Raw genomic sequence first — 21,377 nt, forward strand, 5'->3', positions numbered from 1 at the left:
CTATGTCTGGCCGGTTAGCGCTTCGCTAGCCGGCCTTTTTATTGCTTCCCACCGCAATATTTATTGATACCTGGAATAAATTACCCTGCAATTTGCCTTCTCTTAAATTATTTAAGCCATAAATTCGCAATCACTAACGACATCCCCTGGCGTTGCGTATAGAATATTCCCCCGAAGATTTCAGGTTAGCCTTGGTACATAAGGCTACGGCACACGAAACAGCTTTGGTTTTTTCAGCTCTGTTCCGTGTGCTGCATAGTTGACGCATTTATTAATTGGTATCGCATGAATCCCATCGTAATTAACAGGCTGCAGCGTAAGCTGGGCTACACTTTTCTTCATCAGGAGTTATTGCAGCAGGCGTTAACCCATCGGAGTGCCAGCAGTAAGCACAACGAGCGTCTCGAGTTCCTGGGTGATTCCATTTTAAGCTTTGTCATTGCCAACGCGCTTTATCATCGTTTTCCTCGCGTGGACGAGGGCGATATGAGCCGGATGCGCGCCACGCTGGTGCGCGGCAACACGCTGGCAGAAATCGCGCGCGAATTTGAATTAGGCGAGTGTCTGCGCTTAGGGCCGGGAGAGTTGAAAAGCGGCGGTTTTCGTCGTGAGTCCATTCTGGCCGATACTGTTGAAGCGCTGATCGGCGGCGTGTTTCTCGACAGCGATATCCAGACGGTTGAGCGGTTGATCCTCTCCTGGTACCAGACCCGTCTGGATGAAATCAGCCCGGGTGATAAACAAAAAGATCCTAAAACCCGGTTACAGGAATATTTGCAGGGACGTCATTTACCGCTGCCGTCGTATCTGGTGGTACAGGTGCGCGGTGAAGCACACGATCAGGAATTTACTATCCACTGCCAGGTCAGCGGCCTGAGTGAACCGGTGGTTGGCACAGGTTCCAGCCGTCGCAAGGCGGAGCAGGCTGCCGCCGAACAGGCGTTGAAAAAACTGGAGCTGGAATGAGCATTGATAAAAGCTATTGCGGATTTATCGCCATCGTTGGGCGTCCCAACGTGGGCAAATCGACCCTGCTGAATAATCTGCTGGGCCAAAAGATTTCTATCACTTCACGCAAGGCGCAAACCACGCGTCACCGTATCGTGGGCATCCATACCGAAGGGGCGTACCAGGCGATTTATGTCGACACCCCAGGCCTGCATATGGAAGAAAAGCGCGCCATTAACCGTTTGATGAATAAAGCGGCCAGCAGCTCTATCGGCGACGTGGAGCTGATTATTTTCGTGGTGGAAGGCACTCGCTGGACGCCGGACGACGAGATGGTGTTGAACAAACTGCGCGACGGTAAAGCGCCGGTGATCCTGGCCGTGAACAAAGTCGATAACGTTCAGGAAAAAGCCGAACTGCTGCCGCACTTGCAGTTCCTGTCCAGCCAGATGAACTTCCTTGATATCGTGCCGATTTCTGCGGAAACCGGGATGAACGTGGATACCATCGCTGGCATCGTGCGTAAGCATTTGCCGGAAGCGGTTCATCACTTCCCGGAAGATTACATCACCGATCGCTCCCAGCGCTTTATGGCCTCGGAAATCATCCGTGAAAAACTGATGCGTTTCCTGGGCGCAGAGCTGCCGTACTCGGTGACGGTAGAAATCGAACGCTTCCAGACCAACGAGCGCGGCGGTTATGACATCAACGGCCTGATCCTCGTTGAGCGTGAAGGGCAGAAGAAGATGGTGATTGGCAACAAAGGGGCCAAAATCAAAACCATCGGTATCGAAGCCCGTAAAGACATGGAAGAGATGTTCGAAGCCAAAGTTCACCTTGAACTGTGGGTGAAAGTGAAATCAGGCTGGGCGGACGACGAGCGCGCGCTGCGTAGCCTCGGCTATGTTGACGATCTCTGAGTAACCGTCTGATGGAAGGCTGGCAACGCGCCTTTGTGCTGCACAGTCGCCCCTGGAGCGAAACCAGCCTGCTGCTTGACGTATTTAGCGAAGAGTCGGGGCGGGTTCGCCTGGTCGCTAAGGGCGCCCGCTCGCGGCGCTCGAATCTTAAAGGCACGCTCCAGCCATTTACCCCCCTGTTAATTCGTTTCGGCGGCCGCGGCGAGGTGAAAACCCTGCGCAGCGCCGAAGCGGTTTCGCTGGCGTTACCTCTTTCCGGCATCGCGCTTTACAGCGGGCTTTATGTCAACGAACTGCTGTGCCGCGTGCTGGAGCTGGAAACCCGCTTCTCGGAACTTTTCTTCGATTATTTGCACTGTATCCAGGCGCTGGCGGGTGTTAACGCCTCGCCGGAACCGGCGCTGCGCCGTTTTGAACTGGCGCTGCTCGGGCACCTCGGCTATGGCGTGGATTATTTACACTGTGCCGGGAGCGGCGAGCCGGTCAGCCCGGAAATGACCTACCGTTATCGCGAAGAGAAAGGGTTTATCGCCAGCCTGGTGGTGGATAATCTTTCTTTTACCGGCCATGAATTGCAGGCGTTGGCCAGCCGGGAATTCCCCGATGCCGCCACGCTGCGCGCGGCTAAACGCTTTACCCGCATCGCCCTAAAGCCCTGGCTTGGCGGCAAACCGCTGAAGAGCCGGGAGCTGTTCCGCCAGTTTGTGCCTAAAAAACCGCCGTCCTCCTCATCTTCCGACGCGGAATAACGGCTACCCGTAGCCACACTTTCCTTCCCGGGTGTAAACTGCCGCCACTTTGTGCTGATTATCGAGGATTGTCATGGCTGAATTACTGTTAGGCGTCAATATCGACCATATCGCTACGCTGCGTAATGCGCGCGGTACGGCTTACCCCGATCCGGTTCAGGCTGCGTTTATTGCCGAGCAAGCGGGCGCGGATGGCATTACGGTTCACTTGCGTGAGGATCGCCGCCATATCACCGATCGCGATGTGCGCGTGCTGCGTCAAACCCTCGATACCCGTATGAATCTGGAAATGGCGGTAACCGAAGAGATGCTGGCGATCGCCTGCGAAACCAAACCGCATTTTTGTTGCCTGGTGCCGGAAAAGCGTCAGGAAGTGACCACCGAAGGAGGGCTGGACGTTGCTGGTCAGCGCGAAAAAATGCGTGACGCCTGCAAACGACTGGCCGACGCGAATATCCTGGTGTCGCTGTTTATCGATGCGGATATCGAACAAATCGACGCGGCAGTGGATGTCGGCGCGCCTTACATCGAAATTCACACCGGTTGTTATGCCGACGCCAAAGACGAAGCGACCCAGGCGAAAGAGCTGGCACGCATCGCCAACGCGGCGACCTACGCGGCAAGCAAGGGCCTGAAGGTCAATGCCGGCCATGGCCTGACCTATCACAATGTCCAGCCGATTGCCGCCCTACCAGAAATGCACGAACTGAATATCGGCCACGCAATCATTGGCCGCGCGGTGATGAGCGGCCTGAAAGAAGCGGTATCAGAAATGAAACGCCTGATGCTGGAAGCCCGCCGCTAATGGCGATTTTAGGGCTGGGCACCGATATCGTGGAGATCGCCCGCATCGAGGCGGTGATTTCCCGCTCGGGCGATCGGCTCGCGAAGCGAGTGTTAAGCGCCAATGAATGGGCGCAGTATCAGGCGCATCAGCAGCCGGTGCGCTTTTTAGCCAAACGCTATGCGGTAAAAGAAGCCGCGGCAAAGGCGTTTGGCACCGGCATCCGTAATGGCCTGGCGTTTAATCAGTTTGAAGTGTTTAACGACGATCTGGGTAAACCGGGCCTGCGCCTGTGGGATGAAGCGCTCCAGCTGGCGCAGCGTATGGGCGTCGCAGCGGTACACGTCACCCTGTCTGATGAGCGCCATTACGCCTGCGCGACGGTAATTATTGAAAGTTAAATCTTGTCGGCGTGGTGAAGAACAACAAATTTGTCCCACAGTTGTTCTTCACTCTCCGGATGGGCCGGATCTTTCAAAATGGTATTAGGGATGGGGCACACTTTCTGACAGGTTGGGGTATCGTAATGCCCCACGCACTCCGTACACCGGTCGGTATTGATCTGATAAATACTCTCACCCATTGAGATAGCTTCGTTCGGGCATTCCGGCTCGCACATATCGCAGTTAATGCATTTTTTGGTGATTAATAGAGCCATTTAATTCTATACCGCTATATCTGATCCCACGCGCAAAGCGCGCCGGAAACGTCAATAAAGACGCATCATAATTTCAGATTGATTTACATAGAACATACAGCATTGCAACATAGCCGCCTTGCTGTACAGATAATCGTGTTGAATGACGGCACTCTATCACATTCGTGAGGTTCGCCCAAGACGAAGCACCACTGATGCGCTTTTCTGGCTTGAAATGACGCGCTGAGGATTTGAGGTAATAATGCGCCAGCCGAATGGCGCATGATGCCTCTTATTTGGTCTCGCCATAAAGAATATTGGCTTCTTCATGCGGCCATTTTTGCAGAAGACCGCAATCATAGATTTCCGGGCCCAGGGCGAGGGTGTAATCGGCTTCCTTTTTATCATTTATCGCACTACCCCAGACAATCTCAATTTCCGGTTTTTCTTCTTCAACAAAATTCTTTGAAAGGTTATCAAAATGCACCGGGACGAATTTGGCATATTTCATTTCAGCGCTAACCGGTTCCTGAGATTTAAAGAGATCTCTTTTGTTGGTTTTATTATTGATAAGTCCAATGACTAATGAGTCGTCATTAAGCCTTCTTATTTGCACATCAATGCTCTTTCCGCAAATCTGATGGATCTCTGCTTTGCCGTCGCCCAGAACAGGGATGTCTGCCGCGTGTGTAAAACCGCAGATGGGCAGTAAGGATAATAATAACAATGCATTAAACTTCATCTGGCGGGTTCCTTCTGAGTTGCCCGGTTAGGGGATTCCTTGGTTAAAACGGCCTGTCATGCGTGGGGATTATATTATTTCCGCCATCAATGACAAGCGGGATGCCAAATCATTGCGCGCCCGTTAAGCGTTTATTTAATAATGAAAAGCGTTCTGGTTAATGTTTTCCATTATGAAATATACAAATTATTTATTAGTCATTAATTATTATTTAGTGTGGTTATGAATTTATCTGTGCCTGCGCATCAAGGTGTGCGCAGGCGGAGTATTCACACCAGTTTCTTGACCAGCGCTTCACTATGGCGGATCCGCTCTGGCGCTTTTTCCAGGTCCTGCTGCACCAGCGCCATAAACAGTAAATCAGTCAGCATCATTTGCGCGCTGGTGGAAGAGATGGCCGCGCTGCGCGTCGCCTGTTCCTCCGCGATGGTGTAGAGGCAGCGTGTGGCGCGCTGTTGTAAGGCATTAGGGGTAAAACCGGTAATGGCGATAATTTTTGCCCCGGCGCGTAATGCTTCGTCCGCTGCCAGGTTAATCTCCCGCCGCTCTCCAGAATAGGAGATCGCCAGCATCACGTCTTTTTCATCAAGCGCCTGAACCGCCGCCAGCAGCGCGTGCATATCCTGCTCCGCCACCACGTTGAGGCCGATTTTCATCAGCTTCCAGGAGAAGTTTTTCGCGACCAGCCCGGATGCGCCGATCCCGGTTAATACAATGCGCCGGGCATTGCGCAGCAACTGCACGCATTCAGCCAGTTTATCTTCGCTGTTGATATCCAGCGAGGCGTGCATCGCCGCGATATTATCTTTAATCAGCTTTTCACCCACCAGCAGCAGCGGGTCATCGCCCAGAATCTCATTATGAACCGGAATGGAGTGAGGGTTAGGGTTGCCGGCCAGCGCATCGCTGATAGCCAGTTTTAGCGCCGGGTAGCCTTTATATCCTAGCTTCTGAGCAAACTTCACTACGCTCGACTGGCTGACGCCTGACGCTTCCGCCAGCTGTTGAGAACTTGAGTGCCTGGCCTTGTCAGGGTGCGTCAGGATGAATTCGGCCAGACGTCGATCGCTTTGCGCAAGATTGGGATAACGCTGACGAATACGAATCAAACAGTTCATGAAAGACTCCGTTGGCTCGCGCCGCTCAGAAGGAGAGAAGGTCATTCACTCGCCTTAACGAATTATATATTCCATTATTACTGATTATTATGAATTAAATATTCTGAGGTGCAACCCGGATTATGGTTAACCCGGCAAGCGGATCAGCCGCTAACCGGAAAAATCAGGCGCTATCTGTTAGGCTAATAAGACGACAGGCCCAGCAGCTAACAGTCCAGAGGAGCGAGGTTTGGCAAATAATGAACGTCGGGTAGTGTTTTTCGATCTGGACGGCACCCTGCATCAGCAGGATATGTTTGGCACGTTTTTACGCTTTTTATTACGCCGTCAGCCATTAAATTTGCTGATTGTCATCCCCCTATTGCCGGTCATTCTGATTGCGCTGGCAATCAAAGGGCGCGCCGCGCGCTGGCCGATGAGTTTGCTGCTCTGGGGATGTACTTTCGGGCACAGCGAAGCCCGACTGAAGCAGCTTGAACAGGAGTTTGTCGCCTGGTTCCGCGGCCAGGTGATCACCTTCCCGGTGGTGCATGAACGCCTGACCGCCTATCTGGAAAGCTCGGACGCCGATGTCTGGCTGATTACCGGCTCGCCGCGGCCGCTGGTTGAGCAGGTTTATTTTGATACGCCCTGGCTGCCGAAAGTGAAAATCATCGCCAGTATGATTGACCGCCGCCACGGTGGCTGGGTGCTGACCCTGCGCTGTCTGGGCCATGAAAAAGTGGCGCAGCTTGAGCAGCAAATCGGTACGCCGCTTCGCCTGTACAGCGGCTACAGCGATTCGCGCCAGGATAACCCGCTGCTCTATTTCTGCCAGCACCGCTGGCGCGTGACCCCACGCGGCGAACTCCAGCAACTGGAATAATGCCCATCGGAGTGCGTCTTGCGCATGCACGGCAACGGATTTTCGGTATAATGCGCCCGCTTTTTTTCGCCTGGAGTGCAGCGTGTCAGAAACTGAATTTTCCCATGAATACTGGATGCGCCATGCATTAACCCTGGCGCAGCGGGCATGGGATGAAGGGGAAGTGCCGGTCGGCGCGGTACTGGTGCAGGACAATCGCGTCATCGGCGAAGGGTGGAACCGCCCCATTGGCCGACACGATCCCACTGCTCATGCGGAAATCATGGCGCTGCGCCAGGGCGGCATGGTGCTGCAAAACTACCGTCTGTTGAATACCACCCTGTATGTCACCCTCGAACCCTGCATTATGTGCGCGGGGGCGATGGTGCACAGTCGCATCGGCACTCTGGTGTTCGGCGCGCGCGACGCCAAAACCGGCGCAGTCGGGTCGCTGATGAATATTCCTGCCCATCCGCAAATGAATCACCATATGCAGATTATTGAGGGGGTGCTTGCCTCAACGTGTTCGGCACTGTTAAGCGAGTTCTTTCGGGTACGGCGGCTTGAGAAAAAGGCCCAAAAGGAAGCATTGCGAAAGGATTAGCGGGCATCTCTCCCGGCAGGGCGACAGGGTACGCCTCCGCGAGCTGGCGCTGCTGTTCGGCCTGCTTCTCCTTCTCCATTAAATATCCCACCAGGCTGATTTGATATTTACGGATGTTTTCCACATACGCGTAAGCTTCATGGCCGCGGGCGTAGCCGTAGGTGGTTTTCGAGTAGTACGGCTTCTGGCTGAGCAGCGGTAGCCGCTGCTTTACGTCGGCCCAGCTATCCGGATTGCCCTTCTGCTTCGCCGTCAGGGCGCGGGCGTCCAGCATATGGGCATACCCCATATTGTACGCCGCCAGCGCAAACCAGATGCGCTCCTCTTCGGGCACGCTTTCCGGCACCTTGGCCATCATATCTTTTAAATAACGCGCGCCGCCGCTGATGCTTTGCTCCGGGTCGAGCCGATCGGACAGGCCCAGGCTCTGCGCCGTATTGCGGGTGAGCATCATCAGGCCGCGCACGCCGGTGGGCGAGGTGGCCTGCGGGTCCCAGTGGGATTCCTGATAAGAGATGGCCGCCAGCAGCTTCCAGTCAATATCCGTGGCGTATTTTTCAAACAATGGCTGGAGGTCCGGCAGAACGCTATCTACCGCCCGCAAAAAACTGCGGGTATCGACATAGTCAAAATCGTCGCCATGACCCAGATACTTTTCTTCCAGCCGCGCCAGGGTGCCGTCTTCGGTGATCCGATCAAAGAAGTCGAGCAGGGCGGCGGACAGGCTATTATCCCCATCGCGCAGGCTGTACCAGGTGACCGGCTGCTCATCGGTGATATCCAGCGCCACCGCAATTTGCGGATGCACCCGCTGGAACAAATTGATCGCGACCGAATCGGCGACCGTGTAATCCAGCTTGCCCTCCGCGACCTGTCCCAACAGCAGATTACTGTTGCTGTGCTCATCCACGCGCCAGCTCAAATTGGGGTACTTACTGTCTTTGAGCACCTGTAGATCGTTGGCCGCGACGTGGCCGGGCGCGATGGTGAGCTGCGCGTCGCTGATATTCGCCAGGGTTTTGGGACGGGTATTGCCGACCCGGTACACCAGTTGTTGAGATACCGAGTAATAGGTGGGGCCGGGCTGATAGTTTTTGCTGCGCTCCTGGTTATGGACCAGGCCCGCCGCCAGGATATCCGCGTTTCCGTTATCCAGATCGTCGAACAGCTTGTTAATGGTGGGACGCACGCTGATTTGCAGCTTTACGCCCAGGTAATCAGCAAAGCTTTGCGCCAGTTCGTAATCCAGTCCCACCACTTTGTCGTTAACCCGGTTATAGATCAGCGGGCTGGACAGGGTACTGACGCGCAATACTCCCCGAGCTTTTATCGCGGCGATACGATTCTCGGCTCTATCAGACCATGGAATGGCAGGCCAGAGCGCCATTGCCAGTAGCAAGGTAACGATGCCGATAAACAGATAATTAATCTTTAATTTTTTCAAATAGTTAATTCTCTGTGCTGGAAAAGGTCTCAGCTAAATATCGTCATGAATGTGCGGTTTTTATTGTTGAATGTGCGGCATTTTGCTTAATAAAACCGCATGAGGCAACTTATTCGCGCTTGCAATCACATTTATAGGCGCTATCGATTGACGATTTTATTTCTACGCAAACGGTTTCGTCGGCGTGCCGGATTCTTTATAATGACGCCCGTTTTCCCCCATGCGCCCCTGTGAGCGCCGCTCACGCCCGAAGACGAGAGAGTTTTGATGATGGAAATTCTGCGTGGTTCGCCCGCTTTGTCGGCATTTCGTATTAACAAACTGCTGGCCCGCTTTAACGATGCTCACCTCCCGGTGAGTGACATTTACGCCGAGTATGTTCATTTTGCTGACATCACCGCTCCACTTACCACCGAAGAACACGCGCAACTCGAACGCCTGTTAAAATATGGCCCGAACCTCAGCAGCCATGCGCTATCAGGCCGTCTGATTGTGGTCACGCCGCGTCCCGGCACCCTCTCCCCCTGGTCTTCCAAGGCCACCGACATCGCCCACAACTGCGGCCTGGCAAGCGTTAAGCGCCTTGAGCGCGGCGTGGCGTACTATGTCGAAGCCAGCACGCTGACCGAGGCTCAGTGGCAGCAGGTTGCCGCCGGGTTGCACGACCGAATGATGGAAACCGTATTCACCTCGCTGGAACAGGCGGAGCAGCTGTTTGCCCATCATCAGCCTGCGCCGGTGCAGAGCGTCGATCTGCAAGGGCAGGGACGCGCCGCGCTGGAAGAGGCCAATATTCGTCTCGGCCTGGCGCTGGCCGAAGATGAAATCGACTATTTGCAGGATGCGTTTACTACTCTGGGGCGTAACCCGAACGATATCGAGCTGTATATGTTCGCTCAGGCCAACTCCGAACATTGCCGCCATAAAATCTTTAACGCCGACTGGGTGATCGACGGCGAACAGCAGCCGAAGTCGCTGTTCAAAATGATCAAAAACACCTTTGAGAAGACCCCGGACCACGTACTGTCGGCCTATAAAGACAACGCGGCGGTGATGGAAGGTTCCGAAGTGGGGCGTTTCTTCGCGGACCACAAAGCCGGTAAATATGATTTCCACCAGGAAGCCGCGCATATCCTGATGAAAGTCGAAACTCATAACCACCCGACGGCGATTTCTCCGTGGCCGGGCGCGGCCACCGGCTCCGGAGGTGAAATTCGCGATGAAGGCGCCACCGGGCGCGGCGCGAAGCCAAAAGCGGGGCTGGTGGGGTTCTCGGTTTCTAACCTGCGCATTCCGGGCTTTGAACAGCCCTGGGAAGAGGATTTCGGCAAACCGGAACGCATTGTCAGCGCGCTGGATATCATGACCGAAGGCCCGTTAGGCGGCGCGGCGTTCAACAACGAATTTGGCCGCCCGGCGCTGAATGGCTACTTCCGCACGTATGAAGAGCAGGTCAACAGCCACAACGGCGTTGAGCTGCGCGGCTACCACAAGCCGATTATGCTGGCAGGCGGCATTGGCAACATCCGTGCCGATCACGTTAAGAAAGGCGAAATCCCGCCAGGTGCCAAACTGATCGTGCTGGGCGGCCCGGCGATGAATATCGGTCTGGGCGGCGGCGCGGCGTCCTCCATGGCGTCCGGTCAGTCTGATGCCGATCTGGATTTCGCGTCGGTACAGCGCGACAACCCGGAAATGGAGCGTCGCTGCCAGGAAGTGATCGACCGCTGCTGGCAACTGGGTGACGCTAACCCGATCCTGTTTATTCATGACGTCGGTGCGGGCGGTCTGTCCAACGCTATGCCGGAACTGGTGAGCGACGGCGGGCGCGGCGGGCGTTTTGAACTGCGTGATATCCTGAACGACGAGCCGGGCATGAGCCCGCTGGAAGTGTGGTGTAACGAATCTCAGGAGCGCTATGTACTGGCGGTTGCGCCGGAGCAACTGGCGCTGTTCGACGAGCTGTGCCGCCGCGAGCGCGCGCCGTACGCGGTGATTGGCGAAGCGACCGAACAGCAGCACCTGACGCTCAACGACAGCCACTTCGATAATCAGCCTATCGATATGCCGCTGGACGTGCTGCTGGGTAAAACCCCGAAAATGACCCGTAATGTCGAGCGCTTGCAGGCGACGGGCGATGCGCTGGACTGCGCTGCTATCTCGATTGCCGATGCGGTTAACCGCGTACTGCATTTGCCGACGGTGGCGGAGAAAACCTTCCTGGTGACCATCGGCGACCGTACCGTGACCGGCATGGTGGCGCGCGACCAGATGGTCGGCCCGTGGCAGATCCCGGTTGCTAACTGCGCGGTCACCACCGCCAGCCTCGACAGCTACTACGGCGAAGCCATGGCCCTTGGCGAGCGCGCGCCGGTCGCGCTGCTGGATTTCGCCGCCTCCGGTCGTCTTGCGGTCGGGGAAGCGCTGACAAACATTGCCGCGACTCAGATTGGCGACATCAAACGCATCAAGCTCTCCGCAAACTGGATGGCGGCTGCGGGTCACCCTGGCGAAGACGCGGGTCTGTACGATGCGGTGAAAGCCGTGGGCGAAGAGCTGTGCCCGCAGTTAGGTCTGACCATTCCGGTGGGCAAAGACTCGATGTCGATGAAAACCCGCTGGCAGGAAGGCAGCGAAACCCGTGAAATGACCTCCCCGTTGTCGCTGGTCATTACCGCGTTTGCCCGCGTAGAGGATGTGCGTCATACCGTGACGCCGCAACTTTCCACCGAAGATAACGCCCTGCTGCTGATCGATCTGGGCGAAGGGCATAATGCGCTGGGCGCCACCGCACTGGCGCAGGTCTATCGTCAACTGGGCGATAAACCGGCAGACGTGCGCGACCCGGCGAAGCTGAAAGGCTTCTACGACGCCATCCAGGCGCTGGTGGCGCAGCGTAAACTGCTGGCCTACCACGACCGTTCCGACGGCGGCCTGCTGGTGACGCTGGCAGAAATGGCCTTTACCGGCCACTGCGGGATTGAAGCGGATATCGCCACGCTGGGTAACGATCGTCTGGCGGCGCTGTTTAACGAAGAGCTGGGCGCCGTGATCCAGGTGGCGGCAGCGGATCGCGCTGCGGTTGAACAGATCCTGAAAACCCATGGTCTGGGCGACTGCGTTCACTACCTGGGTAAAGCGGTAACCGGAGATCGCTTCACCCTGACGGCCGATGGCCATGCGGTGTTCAGCGAAAGCCGCACCACGCTTCGTATGTGGTGGGCGGAAACCACCTGGCAGATGCAGCGTCTGCGTGATAACCCGACGTGCGCGGATCAGGAGCATGACGCTAAAGCTAACGATAACGATCCGGGTCTCAACGTAAAACTGAGCTTTGATATCGCGGAAGATATCGCCGCGCCGTATATCGCCACCGGGGCGCGTCCCAAAGTGGCAGTGCTGCGCGAGCAGGGCGTTAACTCCCATGTGGAGATGGCGGCGGCGTTTTATCGCGCGGGCTTTGACGCTATCGACGTGCATATGAGCGACCTGCTGGCGGGCCGTACCGGGCTGGAATCCTTCCAGGCGCTGGTGGCCTGTGGCGGCTTCTCCTACGGCGACGTGCTGGGCGCGGGCGAAGGCTGGGCGAAATCGATTCTGTTCAACAACCGCGTGCGCGACGAGTTCGAAACCTTCTTCCATCGTCCGCAGACGCTGGCATTGGGCGTGTGTAACGGCTGCCAGATGATGTCTAATCTGCGTGAAGTGATCCCGGGTAGCGATCTATGGCCGCGCTTCGTGCGTAACCACTCAGACCGCTTTGAAGCGCGTTTCAGCCTGGTGGAAGTGACTTCCAGCCCGTCGCTGCTTCTGGAGGGTATGGTTGGGTCGCAAATGCCGATTGCGGTTTCTCACGGTGAAGGCCGTGTGGAAGTACGCGACGAAGCCCATCTGGCGCAACTGGAGAGCAAAGGCCTGGTGGCGCTGCGCTACGTGGATAACTTCGGTAAAGTGACTGAAACCTATCCGGCTAACCCGAACGGCTCGCCGAACGGTATCACAGCGGTCACCAGCGAAAGCGGCCGTGTTACGCTGATGATGCCGCATCCGGAGCGCGTATTCCGCACCGTCAGCAACTCGTGGCACCCGGAGAACTGGGGCGAGGACAGCCCGTGGATGCGTATCTTCCGTAATGCGCGTAAGCAACTGGGCTAACAGGGCCTGATAACAGTTGTCGCAATTTTGCGACAATGCCCAAAGTCAGGTGTCTCCAAACGGAGACGCCTGACTAGTTGATTTTATTGAATAAAAATTAACAGACCTGGACGTGTTGCCTTTTGACGACATTTTGCCTGTCAGTAACCGGTTTAATTCATTTTCTTAAATATATATAAAATCTTATTAATCAGTTTATTATATATTTTCTGGTGTTTTTGGCATGGTTGATGCATACTAATCACCAGTGGCTCATTCACCTTCTTATGTCAGCCCCACGCGAGCGCTACATAAACCTCGAATGACGCACAAACAGGTGCCTGCCGTCCAATTTTTGATAACAGCATTGCTTTATCTGACCCCGGGCGACACGTTGAGTAAGGCACCGCCTATTTCGCAACAAAGGCAGGGATTTTTCCCTGCCTTTGTTGTTTCTGCGTTTCGGGCTTTCCTGCATCCGCCGGGTCGGCTAGCATCCGGGTATAACCTCACGATAAGAGAATCCTGGTGAAACGCTGGTCCCTCTTTCCCCGCTCGCTGCGCCAACTGGTCGTTATGGCCTTTTTATTAATCCTGCTGCCCTTACTGGTGTTGGCCTGGCAGGCCTGGCAGAGCCTGAACGATCTCAGTGAACAGGCGGCGCGCACCAACCGTACCACGCTGATAGACGCGCGGCGCAGCGAAGCCATGACCAACGCTGCGCTGGAAATGGAGCGCAGCTATCGCCAGTATTGTGTGCTGGATGACGCGACTCTCGAAAAGGTCTATCAGACCCAGCGCCAGCGCTATGCCCAAATGCTCGAATCCCATGCGCTGATCCTGCCGGACAAAGCCCTCTATCAACGGCTCAAAAACACCCTGGATGCCCTGGCGCAACTGCAGTGCAAAGACAGCGGCCTCGCCGACGCTGCGGACGACAATCTGGAAGCCTTTGCCAACGCCAATACCGATATGGTGCAAACCACCCGCAGTGTGGTGTTTTCCCGTGGGCAGCAGTTGCAGCAGGATATCGCCTCGCGCGGACAGTTTTTTGGCTGGCAGGCGATGATCCTGTTTTTGGTGAGCCTCGGCCTGGTGATGCTGTTTACCCGGATGATCATCGGCCCGGTTAAAGGCATCGAACGGATGATTAACCGCCTGGGGGAAGGGGAGTCGTTAGGCAATACCGTGATGTTCAAAGGCCCGCGCGAACTGCGTTCCGTCGGGCAGCGGGTGATCTGGCTGAGCGAGCGCCTCTCCTGGCTGGAATCCCAGCGCCACCAGTTTCTACGCCATATCTCACATGAACTCAAAACCCCGCTTGCCAGCCTGCGCGAAGGCACCGACCTGTTGGCGGACCAGGTGGTGGGGCCGCTGACGCCAGAGCAACAGGAAGTGGTGCAAATCCTTGATGACAGCAGCCGCAACCTGCAAAAACTGATCGAGCAACTGCTGGATTACAACCGCAAACTGGCTGACGGCGTGATCGAACTGGAGAAAGTCGAACTGTTGCCATTAATCGATATGGTTATCTCCGCCCACAGCCTGCCGGCCCGGGCAAAAATGATGCGCACCGATCTGGCACTGGAAGCCGCCGCCTGCCAGGCTGAACCTATGTTATTGATGAGCGTAATTGATAATCTCTATTCCAATGCTGTGCACTATGGGAGCGAATCCGGTAACATTTATATTCGCAGCCGACAGGTCGGCAACCGGGTGCGGATTGATGTCGCCAACAGCGGCACGCCGATCCCCGCCGCTGAACGCGACATGATTTTTGAGCCATTCTTTCAGGGAAGCCATCAACGAAAAGGGGCGGTTAAAGGCAGTGGCCTGGGGTTGAGTATCGCCCAGGATTGTATTCGACGGATGCATGGAGAACTTCATCTGGTGGACGATAACACCGCCGATGTGTGTTTCCGCATTGAATTGCCTGTCTGTGACCCGGAAAAATCGTCATCATGAATTTATTTTTTAGCAGGCTATGGCGGCGCGCGGCGTCGTCTTTGAATCCCGTTTTATTGCGGCCTGTGGCAGGCGGCGCGCTGGCAGTTCTGTTGCTCAGCGGCTGCGTCCCGGACGCGATCCACAGCAAAATAGACAAACATCAGCATAAATATCCTGAGCGCCAGCTGGCGGATTTTTTCTCTACAGAGTGTCAGGAGATCTGGACGCTGTCGGGACGCGACAGCGACAGCAATCCCCTTTACTGGCTGCGCGCGATGGACTGCGCCGAGCGTCTTGCGCCTGCTGAAGCGCGCGCCGAGGCGCGGGCGTGGCAGGATGATACCTGGCAGGCCACGTTCAAGCGCGGCGTATTACTTTCCAGCGCCAAAATCACCCCTGGCGAGCGCCGTCGCTACGTCACCCGTTTAGATGAGCTGTCGGCAGATATTCCTTCACAAGTCCGGCCACTGTATCAGGTATGGCGTGATAATCAGGCCGCACAACTTCAACTTGCCGAAGAGCGTAGCCGCTACGCCAAACTGCAACAGACCAGCGACAGCGAACTGGATACCCTGCGCGAGCAGCAACAGCATTTGCGCAGCCAGCTGGCGCTGGTCAGCCAGAAGCTGGAAAACCTGACCGATATCGAACGTCGGCTCTCTTCACGCAAAACGTCGGGCGGCGAACTGCCGGACGCCACGCATCCGGCGGCAGCATCGGATGACAAGGACACCCCCGCCGATACGCAGGAGGCAAAACCATGACGCAACATAAACCGGCGCGCTTACTGCTGGTGGATGACGATCCCGGCCTGCTCAAGCTGTTAGGTTTACGCCTGACCAGCGAGGGGTACAGTGTGCATACCGCCGAAAGCGGGGCGGAAGGGCTGAAAGTGCTGAGTCGCGAGCAGATCGATCTGGTGATCAGCGATCTGCGCATGGATGAGATGGACGGCATGGCGCTGTTCAGCGAGATCCAGAAAGTGCAGCCTGGATTGCCGGTGATCATCCTTACCGCTCACGGCTCGATCCCTGATGCGGTGGCGGCAACCCAGCAGGGCGTGTTCAGCTTCCTGACCAAACCGGTGGATAAAGACGCGCTGTATCAGGCCATTGACGATGCGCTGGCGCACAAGGGTGTCGGCGGTGATGACGAATGGCAAAATGCCATTGTTACCCGCAGCCCCATTATGCTGCGCCTGCTGGAGCAGGCGCGGATGGTGGCGCAATCTGATGTCAGCGTGCTGATCAACGGCCAGAGCGGGACGGGTAAAGAGGTGCTGGCGCAGGCTATTCACAACGCCAGCCCCCGGGCGAAAAAAGCCTTTATCGCCATTAACTGCGGCGCGCTGCCGGAGCAGTTGCTGGAGTCGGAACTGTTTGGCCATGCGCGCGGCGCGTTTACCGGCGCGGTGAGCAGCCGGGAAGGGCTATTCCAGGCGGCAGAAGGCGGCACGCTGTTTCTTGATGAGATTGGCGATATGCCGATCCCATTACAGGTCAAACTGCTGCGCGTATTGCAGGAGCGCAAGGTGCGCCCGCTCGGCAGCAACCGCGATATTGATATTGATGTGCGCATTATCTCCGCCACCCACCGGGATCTCCCCAAAGCGATGGCGCGCGGCGAATTCCGCGAGGATCTGTTTTACCGCCTGAACGTGGTCAGCCTGAAAATCCCGGCGCTCAATGAACGGGCGGAAGATATTCCGCTGCTGGCGAACCATCTGCTGCGCCAGGCGGCGGATCGCCATAAACCTTTTGTGCGGCGTTTTTCCACCGAAGCCATGAAATACCTGATGGCGGCAAGCTGGCCCGGTAACGTGCGCCAGTTGGTGAACGTGATCGAGCAGTGCGTAGCGCTGACCTCCGCGCCGGTGATCAGCGAAGCGCTGGTTGGCCAGGCGCTGGAAGGGGAAAACTCAGTGCTGCCGACCTTTGTCGAGGCGCGTAATCAGTTTGAACTCAACTATCTGCGCAAGATTTTGCAGATCACCAAAGGTAATGTCACCCACGCCGCACGAATGGCGGGGCGCAACCGCACCGAGTTCTACAAACTGCTTGCCCGCCATGAACTCGATGCAAATGATTTTAAAGAGTAGTTTTGCTGCCAAACCGGCCTCAACATATGGTACGGTGAGCAACCGATTACGCGTAGATAACTGTGCCTCAGGCGAGATGAGTTAAGGGTTCACCATGAAAAAGATCGATGCAATTATTAAACCTTTCAAACTGGATGATGTGCGCGAGGCGCTGGCTGAAGTCGGCATCACCGGGATGACCGTGACCGAAGTGAAAGGTTTTGGCCGCCAGAAAGGGCATACCGAGCTGTACCGCGGCGCGGAATATATGGTGGATTTCCTGCCGAAGGTGAAAATTGAAATTGTGGTGACCGACGATATCGTCGATACCTGCGTGGATACCATTATCCGCACCGCCCAGACCGGCAAAATCGGCGACGGTAAAATCTTCGTGTTTGATGTGGCGCGCGTGGTGCGTATCCGCACCGGCGAAGAAGACGACGCGGCAATCTAACTCCCCGGCCTCTCCTGCAACTTTAACCGCAGGAGAGGAAGCTTATTTCGATTCCTCTGCTTCCCGCTGTTTACGCAAAAAATCCTGTCGCACCATTTCCAGCGCGCTTAACGCCGTCGCCGGCGCAATATTGTGCGTTTCCAGCAGCATAATTAAATCCACCGCCAGTTTGACGTCATCGGGGGCGTTCTCAAGGGACACGGTTCTCTCCTGTGGGTTAACGCGTTTGCCGCGCCAGCGCGCGCTCAATCGCCGCCAGCGCATGGCGGCAGCGCGCCAGACGGCCATCCAGCGCCTCAATCTCTTTATGTAATCGCTGCTGCGCTTGTAGCGTTTCTACGTTACGCAACTGGGTTTCGCGCTGCTGCTTCATCGCCAACAGGCGGCGTTCATACTCCTGATGTTGCAGCAACTGGGCGTGGCGGCGTCCGGCTGGCAGATGGGCACTGTCATGATGGCGCAACGACCATGTCGCCCCTTCGCGAGCCAGGGCTTCCATCTGGGCGACAAGATGCTCCGCCAGCCAGGCCACTTGTTCGGTTTTTTGTTCCCGGACGTGAAGCGTTAACACCTCCAGGTTGCGCCAGCACTCCTGCAAATAATCATTGATAAGCGTAGAGCGGGTCTGGAAAAGCTGCTGGTCAAAGCGCGCCGACAGCGTGCGGTGCTGCGCCAGCGGTGCCAGCGTCCGGGAAAGGTGCTGCAACTGCGTTTGTAGCGATTGTAATAATCGGTCGGTTTTCATTCGCTCTCCGCTGTCTCCCGCCTGCGCTGTGCTACAGTAGCCGACATGACTCTGTGGAAGCGACTATGCAACGACTTATTTTAATCATCATTGGCTGGATTGCGGTAGTGCTTGCCACGCTCGGCGTGGTGCTCCCTTTGCTTCCCACAACCCCTTTTTTACTGCTGGCGGCCTGGTGTTTTGCCCGTTCTTCGCCGCGATTTCACCACTGGCTGCTGTACCGCTCCTGGTTCGGCGGCTATCTGCGCTACTGGCAACAGCATAAAGCGATGCCGCGCGGCGCCAAACCCCGGGCGATTGCGTTTATTCTTGTTACATTTGCCGTGTCGCTGTGGCTGGTAAAAATGTTCTGGGTGCGTATTTTGTTATTAACGATCCTCGGCTGCCTGCTGATCTTTATGTGGCGCATCCCGGTGATTGACGAAAAGCAACAAAACCCCTGAACCGGTATCTGAGTGGTTGCATTTCGATGGCTCAGCCAGTACATTCTGGCGTTTTCGGCAACAGACACGCGCTGGTTAACGCTTAAGCAAAATTGCGTTTACCCCTTTGGCGTGCCTTGTGAGTCAACCCGTTTTAATCAGGCATGTAATTATGACCGCGACTGCACAGCAGCTTGAATTTCTTAAAGACAGTATTAAAAGCATCCAGGATTACCCGAAGCCGGGTATTCTGTTTCGTGACGTTACCAGCCTGCTGGAAGACCCCAAAGCTTACGCGTTAAGTATCGAACTGCTGACCGAGCGCTACAAAGATGCCGGCATCACCAAAGTGGTCGGTACCGAAGCGCGCGGCTTCCTGTTCGGCGCGCCGGTCGCGCTGGCGCTGGGCGTCGGTTTTGTCCCGGTGCGCAAGCCGCGTAAATTGCCGCGCGAAACCATCGCAGAAAGCTATGAACTGGAATACGGCACCGATCAGCTGGAAATCCACGTTGATGCTATCAAGCCCGGCGACAAAGTGCTGGTGGTGGACGACCTGCTGGCGACTGGCGGCACCATTGACGCCACCGTGAAGCTGATCCGCCGCCTCGGCGGTGAAGTGAAAGACGCCGCGTTTATCATCAACCTGTTTGACCTCGGCGGCGAACAGCGCCTGCAACAGGCGGGCATCGACTGCTTCAGCCTGGTTCCGTTCCCCGGTCATTGATTTTCGCCTCCCGACAGCCTCGCCGTACAGGTGGGGCTGTGTTAGCATTACCCCTCTCTATTCACCATCCACGCATTTCAGAGCCAGCCCATGAGTTATCAGGTCTTAGCCCGTAAATGGCGCCCACAAACCTTTGCAGACGTTGTCGGCCAGGAACATGTACTGACCGCGCTGGCGAACGGATTATCCCTCGGGCGTATCCACCACGCGTACCTGTTTTCCGGCACACGCGGCGTCGGGAAAACCTCGATTGCCCGTCTGTTAGCCAAAGGTCTGAACTGCGAAACCGGCATTACGGCGACCCCGTGCGGCGTGTGCGATAACTGCCGCGAAATCGAGCAGGGCCGTTTTGTCGATTTGATTGAAATTGACGCCGCGTCGCGCACCAAAGTGGAAGACACCCGCGATCTGCTGGATAACGTGCAATATGCGCCCGCGCGTGGCCGCTTCAAAGTCTATCTGATTGACGAAGTGCATATGCTCTCGCGCCACAGCTTTAACGCGCTGTTAAAGACGCTGGAAGAGCCGCCCGCGCACGTTAAATTCTTGCTGGCGACCACCGATCCGCAAAAACTGCCGGTGACCATCCTGTCGCGCTGCCTGCAATTCCATCTTAAAGCGCTGGACGTTGAGCAGATCCGCGATCAGCTGGAACATATTCTCACTCAGGAAAAAATCGACCACGAATCGCGCGCCCTGCAACTGCTGGCGCGCGCAGCGGAAGGGAGCCTGCGCGACGCGCTAAGCCTGACCGATCAGGCTATCGCCAGCGGCGACGGGCAGGTCAGTACCGCGGCGGTGAGCGCCATGCTGGGTACGCTTGATGACGCTCAGGCGCTGGCGCTGATTGAAGCGCTGGCCCGCGCCGAAGGCGAAACCGTGATGCGCCTGATTAACGAGGCGCATTCTCGCGGCGTCGAGTGGGAAGCGCTGCTGGTGGAAATGCTCAGCCTGTTGCATCGCATTGCGATGGTCCAGCTTTCCCCTGCCGCTATCGGCAGTGATATGGCAAATATCGAGCAGCGCCTGCGCGAACTGGCGCGTACGCTGCCGCCGGCGGACGTGCAGCTCTATTACCAGACGCTGCTGATTGGCCGTAAAGAACTGCCCTGGGCCCCGGACCGGCGGATGGGCGTCGAAATGACGTTGCTGCGCGCGCTGGCGTTTCATCCCCGCGCGCCAATAGCTGAGCCGCAACCGGTACAGACCGCGATCCCGGCGGTGGCGGCACAGCCCGTCGCCCGCGTGGAAGCGCCGTCTCCGGTCGCGCCGCCGCCGACCGCTCCGAACGTCCCGCTGCCTGACGCCACCAGCCATCTGCTGGAAGCCCGCAGCCGCTTGCAAAAAGCCCAGGAGGGCAGCAAAGCAAAAAAGAGTGAACCGGCAGCGCCAGGTACCGCGCGGCCGGTGAATAACTCCGCGCTCGAACGACTGGCATCGGTCACCGAACGGGTAAAAGCCAAACCGGCGAAAGCCCCACAGGAGAGCGTGGCGGCCAAACCGGAAGCCTACCGCTGGAAGGCGCAAAACGTGGTGGAGGTTACGCCAGAACCCGTCGCCACGCCGAAGGCGCTGAAAAAAGCGCTTGAGCATGAGAAAACCCCCGAGCTGGCCGCGAAGTTGGCCGAGGAATCTCTGGCGCGCGATGAGTGGGCGCGTGATGTAAGCTTATTAAAACTGCCGAAACTGGTAGAGCAGGTGGCGCTGAACGCCTGGAAAGAGCAGGATGGGCCGAAGATTTGCCTGCACCTGCGCGCCACCCAGCGCCATTTGAATTCACCGGCGGCGCGGCAAACCCTTAGCGAGGCGATGAGCCAGCTATACGGTATGCCGATTGAACTGACTATCATTGAAGATGATAATCTCGCCCAGCGTACGCCGCTTGAGTGGCGGCAGGCGATTTACGAAGAGAAGCTGGCGCAGGCGCGCGAGTCGATCATCGCGGATGCCAATATCCAGACCCTGCGTCGTTTCTTCGATGCCGATCTGGATGAGGAGAGCATTCGCCCCCTTTGACGGGCAAGCCTTCTGCCTGTTGTAAACCCGGTATCGCTGAGCGGATAACGCCCGGCGAGCCCCTAAGT

The 21,377-nt window shown here is 56.5% G+C and carries 21 protein-coding genes and 1 other annotated feature; of the genes, 15 read left to right on the forward strand and 6 right to left on the reverse strand.

Annotated features, from left to right (window positions below):
• Positions 1 to 285: 285 nt before the first annotated feature.
• The 5 genes from rnc to acpS all read left to right on the forward strand — a co-directional run bounded on the left by rnc (position 286) and on the right by acpS (position 3,802).
• The gene (gene rnc / locus FHW74_RS17650) at positions 286 to 966 is read left to right on the forward strand and encodes a ribonuclease III (RefSeq protein WP_125293962.1); all 681 of its coding nucleotides are present in this window, start codon (positions 286 to 288) and stop codon (positions 964 to 966) included.
• Complete coding sequence (gene era / locus FHW74_RS17655; protein ID WP_183171669.1) at positions 963 to 1,868, forward strand: GTPase Era; 906 nt, start codon at positions 963 to 965, stop codon at positions 1,866 to 1,868. Before rnc ends, era begins: the two co-directional genes overlap by 4 nt.
• 11 nt (positions 1,869 to 1,879) lie before the next feature.
• Positions 1,880 to 2,617, forward strand: a complete 738-nt coding sequence (gene recO / locus FHW74_RS17660) for a DNA repair protein RecO (protein ID WP_183171670.1) — start codon at positions 1,880 to 1,882, stop codon at positions 2,615 to 2,617.
• A 73-nt stretch (positions 2,618 to 2,690) separates the two neighbouring features.
• Complete coding sequence (pdxJ, locus tag FHW74_RS17665) at positions 2,691 to 3,422, forward strand: pyridoxine 5'-phosphate synthase (RefSeq protein ID WP_183171671.1); 732 nt, start codon at positions 2,691 to 2,693, stop codon at positions 3,420 to 3,422.
• A complete protein-coding gene (gene acpS, locus FHW74_RS17670) occupies positions 3,422 to 3,802 on the forward strand; it encodes a holo-ACP synthase (RefSeq protein ID WP_183171672.1) in 381 nt (126 codons plus the stop codon). The genes pdxJ and acpS overlap by 1 nt, the downstream gene beginning before the upstream one ends.
• Here the strand turns inward: acpS and FHW74_RS17675 are convergent.
• The 3 genes from FHW74_RS17675 to FHW74_RS17685 all read right to left on the reverse strand — a co-directional run bounded on the left by FHW74_RS17675 (position 3,799) and on the right by FHW74_RS17685 (position 5,898).
• Entirely contained in the window at positions 3,799 to 4,059 is a 261-nt protein-coding gene (locus FHW74_RS17675; RefSeq protein WP_125293957.1) for a YfhL family 4Fe-4S dicluster ferredoxin, read from the reverse strand. The genes acpS and FHW74_RS17675 overlap by 4 nt on opposite strands.
• A gap of 271 nt (positions 4,060 to 4,330) precedes the next feature.
• Positions 4,331 to 4,780, reverse strand: coding sequence for a hypothetical protein (locus FHW74_RS17680; RefSeq protein ID WP_183171673.1), 450 nt, complete (start codon positions 4,778 to 4,780; stop codon positions 4,331 to 4,333).
• A 269-nt stretch (positions 4,781 to 5,049) separates the two neighbouring features.
• Positions 5,050 to 5,898 carry a MurR/RpiR family transcriptional regulator gene (locus tag FHW74_RS17685; RefSeq protein WP_183171674.1) on the reverse strand — a complete coding sequence of 283 codons (849 nt, stop codon included), beginning with the start codon at positions 5,896 to 5,898 and terminating at the stop codon, positions 5,050 to 5,052.
• Positions 5,899 to 6,127: 229 nt separating this feature from the next.
• Here FHW74_RS17685 and yfhb point away from each other — a divergent pair, with 229 nt between their 5' ends.
• On the forward strand, positions 6,128 to 6,763 hold the full coding sequence (gene yfhb, locus FHW74_RS17690) for a phosphatidylglycerophosphatase C (protein ID WP_183171675.1): 636 nt from the start codon (positions 6,128 to 6,130) through the stop codon (positions 6,761 to 6,763).
• Positions 6,764 to 6,845: 82 nt separating this feature from the next.
• Positions 6,846 to 7,346: a tRNA adenosine(34) deaminase TadA gene (gene tadA / locus FHW74_RS17695; protein ID WP_183171676.1), complete on the forward strand. Its 501-nt coding sequence runs from the start codon at positions 6,846 to 6,848 to the stop codon at positions 7,344 to 7,346.
• On the opposite strand, the gene mltF is transcribed toward tadA, so the two are convergent.
• On the reverse strand, positions 7,240 to 8,790 hold the full coding sequence (gene mltF / locus FHW74_RS17700; RefSeq protein WP_183171677.1) for a membrane-bound lytic murein transglycosylase MltF: 1,551 nt from the start codon (positions 8,788 to 8,790) through the stop codon (positions 7,240 to 7,242). The genes tadA and mltF overlap by 107 nt on opposite strands.
• A 267-nt stretch (positions 8,791 to 9,057) precedes the next feature.
• On the opposite strand from mltF, the gene purL reads away from it, so the two are divergent.
• The 5 genes from purL to glnB all read left to right on the forward strand — a co-directional run bounded on the left by purL (position 9,058) and on the right by glnB (position 17,402).
• On the forward strand, positions 9,058 to 12,945 hold the full coding sequence (gene purL / locus FHW74_RS17705) for a phosphoribosylformylglycinamidine synthase (protein WP_183171678.1): 3,888 nt from the start codon (positions 9,058 to 9,060) through the stop codon (positions 12,943 to 12,945).
• A 507-nt stretch (positions 12,946 to 13,452) separates the two neighbouring features.
• The gene (locus FHW74_RS17710; protein WP_183171679.1) at positions 13,453 to 14,889 is read left to right on the forward strand and encodes a HAMP domain-containing sensor histidine kinase; all 1,437 of its coding nucleotides are present in this window, start codon (positions 13,453 to 13,455) and stop codon (positions 14,887 to 14,889) included.
• A complete protein-coding gene (gene qseG / locus FHW74_RS17715) occupies positions 14,886 to 15,635 on the forward strand; it encodes a two-component system QseEF-associated lipoprotein QseG (RefSeq protein WP_183171680.1) in 750 nt (249 codons plus the stop codon). The genes FHW74_RS17710 and qseG overlap by 4 nt, the downstream gene beginning before the upstream one ends.
• On the forward strand, positions 15,632 to 16,969 hold the full coding sequence (gene glrR / locus FHW74_RS17720; protein ID WP_183171681.1) for a two-component system response regulator GlrR: 1,338 nt from the start codon (positions 15,632 to 15,634) through the stop codon (positions 16,967 to 16,969). Before qseG ends, glrR begins: the two co-directional genes overlap by 4 nt.
• Positions 16,970 to 17,063: 94 nt before the next feature.
• On the forward strand, positions 17,064 to 17,402 hold the full coding sequence (gene glnB, locus FHW74_RS17725; RefSeq protein ID WP_002438074.1) for a nitrogen regulatory protein P-II: 339 nt from the start codon (positions 17,064 to 17,066) through the stop codon (positions 17,400 to 17,402).
• A gap of 42 nt (positions 17,403 to 17,444) precedes the next feature.
• Here the strand turns inward: glnB and rsmS are convergent, their stop codons facing one another.
• Complete coding sequence (rsmS, locus tag FHW74_RS17730) at positions 17,445 to 17,603, reverse strand: pleiotropic regulatory protein RsmS (RefSeq protein ID WP_183171682.1); 159 nt, start codon at positions 17,601 to 17,603, stop codon at positions 17,445 to 17,447.
• Between the two features lie 16 nt (positions 17,604 to 17,619).
• On the reverse strand, positions 17,620 to 18,147 hold the full coding sequence (gene priC / locus FHW74_RS17735) for a primosomal replication protein PriC (RefSeq protein ID WP_183171683.1): 528 nt from the start codon (positions 18,145 to 18,147) through the stop codon (positions 17,620 to 17,622).
• A 65-nt stretch (positions 18,148 to 18,212) separates the two neighbouring features.
• On the opposite strand from priC, the gene FHW74_RS17740 reads away from it, so the two are divergent.
• The 3 genes from FHW74_RS17740 (at position 18,213) to dnaX (ending at position 21,309) form a co-directional block, all read left to right on the forward strand.
• Positions 18,213 to 18,590, forward strand: coding sequence for a DUF454 family protein (locus FHW74_RS17740; protein WP_183171684.1), 378 nt, complete (start codon positions 18,213 to 18,215; stop codon positions 18,588 to 18,590).
• Between the two features lie 151 nt (positions 18,591 to 18,741).
• Entirely contained in the window at positions 18,742 to 19,293 is a 552-nt protein-coding gene (gene apt / locus FHW74_RS17745) for an adenine phosphoribosyltransferase (RefSeq protein WP_125293944.1), read from the forward strand.
• A gap of 90 nt (positions 19,294 to 19,383) precedes the next feature.
• Complete coding sequence (gene dnaX, locus FHW74_RS17750; RefSeq protein WP_183171685.1) at positions 19,384 to 21,309, forward strand: DNA polymerase III subunit gamma/tau; 1,926 nt, start codon at positions 19,384 to 19,386, stop codon at positions 21,307 to 21,309.
• Positions 20,642 to 20,706, forward strand: a sequence feature (DnaX frameshifting element). It overlaps the preceding gene by 65 nt.
• Positions 21,310 to 21,377 lie beyond the last annotated feature (68 nt).

Origin of the sequence: Atlantibacter sp. RC6, assembly GCF_014193285.1 — a bacterium.
Classification (GTDB): Bacteria; Pseudomonadota; Gammaproteobacteria; order Enterobacterales; family Enterobacteriaceae; genus Atlantibacter.

What these genes read in the sequence shown, in the direction of transcription:
- rnc (WP_125293962.1), top strand. Translation starts at nt 286, where the DNA reads ATGAATCCCATCGTAATTAACAGGCTGCAGCGTAAGCTGGGCTACACT.
- era (WP_183171669.1), top strand. Translation starts at nt 963, where the DNA reads ATGAGCATTGATAAAAGCTATTGCGGATTTATCGCCATCGTTGGGCGT.
- recO (WP_183171670.1), top strand. Translation starts at nt 1,880, where the DNA reads ATGGAAGGCTGGCAACGCGCCTTTGTGCTGCACAGTCGCCCCTGGAGC.
- pdxJ (WP_183171671.1), top strand. Translation starts at nt 2,691, where the DNA reads ATGGCTGAATTACTGTTAGGCGTCAATATCGACCATATCGCTACGCTG.
- acpS (WP_183171672.1), top strand. Translation starts at nt 3,422, where the DNA reads ATGGCGATTTTAGGGCTGGGCACCGATATCGTGGAGATCGCCCGCATC.
- FHW74_RS17675 (WP_125293957.1), bottom strand. Translation starts at nt 4,059, where the DNA reads ATGGCTCTATTAATCACCAAAAAATGCATTAACTGCGATATGTGCGAG.
- FHW74_RS17680 (WP_183171673.1), bottom strand. Translation starts at nt 4,780, where the DNA reads ATGAAGTTTAATGCATTGTTATTATTATCCTTACTGCCCATCTGCGGT.
- FHW74_RS17685 (WP_183171674.1), bottom strand. Translation starts at nt 5,898, where the DNA reads ATGAACTGTTTGATTCGTATTCGTCAGCGTTATCCCAATCTTGCGCAA.
- purL (WP_183171678.1), top strand. Translation starts at nt 9,058, where the DNA reads ATGATGGAAATTCTGCGTGGTTCGCCCGCTTTGTCGGCATTTCGTATT.
- qseG (WP_183171680.1), top strand. Translation starts at nt 14,886, where the DNA reads ATGAATTTATTTTTTAGCAGGCTATGGCGGCGCGCGGCGTCGTCTTTG.
- glrR (WP_183171681.1), top strand. Translation starts at nt 15,632, where the DNA reads ATGACGCAACATAAACCGGCGCGCTTACTGCTGGTGGATGACGATCCC.
- glnB (WP_002438074.1), top strand. Translation starts at nt 17,064, where the DNA reads ATGAAAAAGATCGATGCAATTATTAAACCTTTCAAACTGGATGATGTG.
- priC (WP_183171683.1), bottom strand. Translation starts at nt 18,147, where the DNA reads ATGAAAACCGACCGATTATTACAATCGCTACAAACGCAGTTGCAGCAC.
- FHW74_RS17740 (WP_183171684.1), top strand. Translation starts at nt 18,213, where the DNA reads ATGCAACGACTTATTTTAATCATCATTGGCTGGATTGCGGTAGTGCTT.
- apt (WP_125293944.1), top strand. Translation starts at nt 18,742, where the DNA reads ATGACCGCGACTGCACAGCAGCTTGAATTTCTTAAAGACAGTATTAAA.
- dnaX (WP_183171685.1), top strand. Translation starts at nt 19,384, where the DNA reads ATGAGTTATCAGGTCTTAGCCCGTAAATGGCGCCCACAAACCTTTGCA.